The following is a 4,705-nucleotide window of genomic DNA, read 5'->3' as shown; positions in this document are numbered from 1 at the left end:
CCCTACACCCCACACCCCACACCCTACACCCTCTTTTAAGTCAGGAGAACGATCTTTTCCGGTTTAGAATTTATCTGTATCTGGTCTGGGGCCAACAGCACCGGCGGGATTAACAAAAAGATTGCCCCCGGCTTCATTTTGGAAGATACAATCGATTTTCGGTTTGCCTTCCAAGGGGCCGGTATAACCAAAGGTATTCATCCGGTTTTTACAACTTTGTACCTGCTGTCCATCGACTAATTTTTGTTGTTCTAAAATTGACCAGTTATTGCGTCGCAAAACGCAACCGGGTTGCATGACTGGTTGGGTAACAAAAACATTAAAGGGGTTAAGAGTGACATAAACCCGCAAATCGGTGACAATGGCACTAGCCCCAAATTGCACGCATAATTCCGCATTGGGGGCGCTGCGATCAATTACTTCTCGGGAAGCGACGTTTTCGGGGCTAAAATTAGCGGTAGAACTGAATACCAGACCGAGACCCACCCCTAGTACAAAAATACCGCCAATCAGGGCGATCATGGCATAGTTCAATTTTGCCAATAGGCCTCCGGGGGACGAAGCGCGGGAGTCATCGCCATAGGAGCGGTCATAATCACGATCACGCGATCGGGGAGGAGTATAACGAGGTCTTCTATTCATCGAAATTTCTGTTGTGGCCGCTATGGCGGTCAGTCGTTAGCTATTAGCTTATCATTGTTCTATCCTAGCAACCCGGGGGATAACCGACAGGATAGGTCTAGTATAGAGCTATATCGTTTTTTTGAGGTTAGTATGCTATGGTGGATCACTAAACAGAGTAAGTCAGCCTAATCCAAGTTTCTATGCTAGATATTAGCTAGACAAATTCGGAGCGGAGGAACCATATTTGGGGCGTATTTCTAGATTTTTTAGCCTAGAAAAGGATATCTCTCTATCCTAGCCCGTCAGCTAACTTCGTCGGCGTGGGGGGGAAGACTGAAACATCACTACATTCCTAGCAATGTCTTGATCGGTTCAGTTATGTCGCTGATACTACTTGATAGTCATAACTTACAGGAGACATTGTATATGGGGATTCTCATGCAGGTTCACCGATCGCAACAATTTTAAGATTTTCCGTAGATAACCATATTTTTTGTGAGTTTGCTATATAGTTCGGGCAAACTTTTAGTCGTATCGAGAAACCGAAAGTAAAAACAGGATCAAAAATGCTGGAATCTTTACCAATGTGGATTGCTGCAATGACTTTTATTGCAGTCATTGTGGTGATTATGTTCGAGTGGCTTCATATTACCGTAGCGGCTTTACTGGGGGCTTTAATCTTAGTTTTTACCCATATCATGACTCTCCAGGAGGCGGTGGGTTATATCAGTCGCAGTTATGCCACTCTCGCCCTATTTTTTGGGGTAATGGTGTTAGTGAGAGCCTTTGAACCAACGAAAATTTTTGATTATTTAGCAGCACAAATGGTGCTTTTAGCCAAGGGACAGGGCAAATTATTATTAATAGGAATTGTCGCCATTACTACCCCAATCTGTGCGGTGTTACCCAACGCTACCACGGTGATGTTATTAGCCCCGCTGATTCCCCCCTTAGCTCAAGATATCGGTGTGGATTTTGTGCCGCTCTTAATCCTGATGGTTTTCGTGGCCAACAGTTCCGGATTATTAACGATTGTTGGTGATCCCGCTACTTATATCGTCGGTGATTCTATTAATATCACCTTCATGGAATACCTACAGCGCTTAAGTTTAGGTGGTGCCTTGGCAGTGATTACCATTCTGGTTATGTTACCTTGGTTATTCCCGAAAATCTGGCGGACAAAATTCGAGCATTTAGAAGAATTACCCCATCCGAAAATTAATCATCCTCGCGTCTTAGCTCTGGGGGGAATTATCGTCTTTTTAGTCTTATTTTTATTCGTCGTCGGTGAATCTTTTCCCGTACCTATTGCTCCCGCGGCCGTTGCTTTGATGGGTGCCACTTTAGCCCTACTTTTAGCCCAGCAATCGAAAATCGATACGGTTCATAATATTCTCCGGGATGTGGACTGGAGTACCCTATTATTTTTCATGTCGATTTTTGTCCTAATTGGCGGTTTAGAAAAAACTGGGGTAGTTAATAGTTTATCGGGATTTCTGGCGATAATTTTAGGCAAAAATATCTTTTTAGGTTCTCTAGTCTTGCTGTTTTTTGTCGGTTTTATTTCCAGTGTAGTTCCGAATATTCCCCTAGTGGTGGCCATGGTTCCACTACTGAAACAGTACCTTGTTAATGTTAATTTAGTCGGGACAGAGGTTCTTTCTCCCGATTATGCCGGTTCTTTTCCCCCGGAAGTTTTACCGCTTTTCTACGCGATGATGTATGGGGCCACCCTAGGGGGTAATGGTACTTTAGTGGGGGCTTCTTCTAATATTGTCGCCGCCGGCATCGCTGAACAACACGGGGGCAAAATTACCTTTCATACCTTTCTGCGCTACGGTTTACCAGTGATGTTTACTCAGTTAGTCGTCTCGGCAATGTATATGTTAATTTTCTTTGTCTAGTCTATCTCTGGGGGGCATTAATGTTAAGTTCGCCTAAGATTGACAAAAACGTTAACATTGATTAACATTCTCCTATCGTGCTAGATAATCTGGATTGATCGGCGATCGTGAACAAAAAAATCTCTGTTTTAGCACCAGATTTATCCGGTGGTGGTGGCACAAGAGTCTATTTGATTGCTCAAGTCTTGCAACAGCTAAACTGTCAGGTGACGGTCTATGGCCCGATTTTTGGCCGGGAAATCTATCCAACCCCACCGGGGAATTTACCGGTGGTATCGGTCAAAGGCAATAATTATCCCCAGTTTTTTGGCCAGATCAAAACTTTACTCGATCGCCTCTCCGGAGAGATTATCTATGCGGTTAAACCCCGTCCCACCAGTTTCGGCATCGGTTTACTGAAACGTTTTTTTTCCCCACGTCCCCTAATTCTCGATATTGACGATTGGGAAATGAGTTGGTTTGGTGGCGATCAATGGTCCTATCGTCCTCATCCCCGACAATTAGCTAGGGATATCCTCAAAAAAAATGGTGCGCTTAGGGACCCGAATCACCCTCTCTATCTGCGTTGGATGGAAAATTTAATTAACCGCGCTGATGCGGTGACGGTTAATAATCAATTTTTGCAAAAGCGCTATGGGGGGATTTATTTACCGAATGGCAAGGATACGCAACTTTTCGATCCCAATCTCTACGATCCCGTCGCTTGTCGTCAAAAATACGGTTTATCTGCCTATAAAGTCTTAATGTTCCCGGGTACGGCTAGACCCCACAAAGGTTTAGAAGATGTCTTAATCGCTTTAGATCAAATTGGTGATCCTGATTTTAAATTGGTGGTGGTGGGTGGTCGCCAAATCGGGGATGGCTATCTGGATAGTTTGCTAGAAAAAGGTCAACCTTGGTTAATTCATTTACCTGCTCAACCGCTCGATCGAATGCCGGAAGTTGTGGCCGCTGCTCATGCTATTATCGTTCCCCAGAGGGATGAAGCCACGGCTAACGCCCAATTTCCGATTAAACTCACCGATGGTATGGCGATGGCTAAACCGATTATTTCCACTAAAGTGGCGGATATTCCCGAAATTTTAGCTGATATTGGCTATTTAGTCGAACCTAGATCGCCAGAGCAACTAGCTGTCATAATTAGAGAAGTTTTTAATCATCTCGACTCGGCTAATGCACGAGGACTAAAAGCGAGAGAGCGCTGTATCGCCTCCTATAGTACCACCGCCATGGCGACAACTCTCTCTGGCATAATTACTTCTCTGGAAGGGAAATAAGTAGGTGGGTGGAATTAAATATAAGATGAACGTAGGTTGGGTTGAAGCATGAAACCCAACGCCCGCTCATGTTACGCTACCGCTAACCCATCCTACAAATAATTGTGCCTCCCTACTTATTAGATTGTAGCGAGTAGGATAATTGACCGTTGACTATTTACTTTCTTACTTATAGCGATGAATCCTAAGCAAATTCTCCTTAAATATACGCTGAAACACTGGATATTAGTGGTTTCCAGCATTGTTATCGGCTTTGTCAGTACCGTATTTAATGGGGTAGGAGCTATTTTAGTTATCCCTTTGCTAATTTCTTTTATTAATCCCGAAAATGATATCTTAAAAAATGCCCCCCAAATTATCAAAAAGCTGCTCTCCGTTTTCGAGGTTTTCTCGGTCGATACTCGTTTTTTCTGGATGTTTGCGGCGATATTAGGAATTTTAATTCTCAAGCACATTACCAATTTTGTCAGTAATTTGCTAGGCACTTACTTGTCTTTAATTATGGCCAAAGATATGCGAATTGATTCAGTTATTCTGCTGCTAGAAGTGGATATAGATTATTATGTAAAAAGTAAAATAGGAGATATTTTTAATCGTTTTATGTCCGAGATTAATCGGGCTGTAGCATCAATTAGAAATTACATAAACCTGATTAAGGTCATCGCCACAGCTTTCATGTACTTGGCTATTTTAATATCAATTTCTTGGCAATTAACTATTCTTTCTAGTGTTTTGGGTGGCCTTTTAGGTCTGCTTAATCAATACTTTGTCAAGAGATCGAAAAAGTTTGGAGAGATTATCACCGTAACGGCTAAACAGCAAACTAATAAACTGTTGGAACTGTTAACGGGCATTCGCCTAATTAAAGCGGTAGGTAATGAAAGATACGAATTAGAATCT

The 4,705-nt window shown here is 42.8% G+C and carries 4 protein-coding genes and 1 riboswitch; of the genes, 3 read left to right on the top strand and 1 reads right to left on the bottom strand.

All coding sequences use genetic code 11. The features are described from left to right. Positions 1 to 63: 63 nt before the first annotated feature. Entirely contained in the window at positions 64 to 642 is a 579-nt protein-coding gene (locus PX636_RS17810; RefSeq protein ID WP_002733879.1) for a DUF3172 domain-containing protein, read from the bottom strand. Between the two features lie 188 nt (positions 643 to 830). Next, a riboswitch (cyclic di-AMP (ydaO/yuaA leader) is annotated at positions 831 to 960 on the top strand. Positions 961 to 1,190: 230 nt separating this feature from the next. Here PX636_RS17810 and PX636_RS17805 point away from each other — a divergent pair. From PX636_RS17805 to PX636_RS17795, 3 genes are all read left to right on the top strand, one after another. After that, the gene (locus PX636_RS17805) at positions 1,191 to 2,528 is read left to right on the top strand and encodes an ArsB/NhaD family transporter (RefSeq protein WP_287737426.1); all 1,338 of its coding nucleotides are present in this window, start codon (positions 1,191 to 1,193) and stop codon (positions 2,526 to 2,528) included. Positions 2,529 to 2,635: 107 nt separating this feature from the next. Next, on the top strand, positions 2,636 to 3,805 hold the full coding sequence (locus tag PX636_RS17800) for a glycosyltransferase (RefSeq protein WP_288118121.1): 1,170 nt from the start codon (positions 2,636 to 2,638) through the stop codon (positions 3,803 to 3,805). A gap of 177 nt (positions 3,806 to 3,982) precedes the next feature. Beyond that, positions 3,983 to 4,705, top strand: a 723-nt coding sequence (locus tag PX636_RS17795) for an ABC transporter transmembrane domain-containing protein (protein WP_288118120.1), incomplete at its 3' end; no start/stop codon positions are given.

Source organism: Microcystis sp. M53598_WE2 (genome assembly GCF_030067735.1).
GTDB classification, from domain to species: Bacteria; Cyanobacteriota; Cyanobacteriia; order Cyanobacteriales; family Microcystaceae; genus Microcystis; species Microcystis aeruginosa.
The sequence above is the reverse complement of the archived record's forward strand: the minus strand, read 5'-3'. Positions and strand labels throughout refer to the sequence as shown.